This is a genomic window from Treponema sp. UBA753, from assembly GCF_002297325.1.
In the GTDB taxonomy this organism is placed as follows: domain Bacteria; phylum Spirochaetota; class Spirochaetia; order Treponematales; family Treponemataceae; genus Treponema_D.
On the sequence record NZ_DBKJ01000024.1, the window covers coordinates 10324 to 11092 of the forward strand.

The following is a 769-nucleotide window of genomic DNA, read 5'->3' on the forward strand; positions in this document are numbered from 1 at the left end:
GCAGGCTCAGAAAACCGCATGATTGTCTCGTTCAGTGGCGGAAAAGATTCCACGGCGACGGCGGATGTTGTGGTAAAGGCGCTTGGAAATCCGTACATAACTCATCTTTTTGGAAACACCACGCTTGAATTTCCTTACACAACCGAATATGCCGAACGCTACAGAAAGGCGCACCCGATGGCTGAATTCAGAATTGCTCAGAACACCGATCAGAATTTTTACGAAGTCTGCAAGGAAATAGGTCCGCCTGCAAGAATGATGAGATGGTGCTGCTCAATGTTCAAGACCGGCCCGATTACGCGCGTATTGAACCGAAAATTCGGCGACAAGCAGATTCTAACGTTTTACGGAATCCGCAGGAACGAAAGCGTGAGCCGCTCAAAGTACAGCCGCGTTACAGAAAACACCGAGACCGTAAAAATCCAGAAGCAGACAGTCGCAAGCCCGATTTTTGAATGGAAAGACCTAGACGTGTGGCTTTATCTTCTTTCGGAAAAAGTTGACTTCAACGACGCTTACCGGCTTGGCTACGACAGAGTAGGCTGCTGGTGCTGCCCGAACAACAATCTTCGCGCGCAGTTTCTTTCGCGCATTTACATGAGCGAGCAGAGCGAAAAATGGCGGACTTTCCTTGTTGATTTTGCCCGGCAGATTGGAAAGCACGACGCGGAAGAATATGTGGATTCAGGAAAATGGAAAGCCCGGCAGGGCGGAAACGGAGTTGCTGCCGCCGGCGACGTAAAACTTAAATTCACAAACTGCACGAGCG

The 769-nt window shown here is 49.8% G+C and carries 1 protein-coding gene; it reads left to right on the forward strand.

Annotated features, from left to right (window positions below; genetic code table 11):
- Positions 1 to 769: phosphoadenosine phosphosulfate reductase family protein (locus tag B4C08_RS01525; RefSeq protein ID WP_296662279.1), on the forward strand; the 769-nt coding region annotated here is incomplete at both ends.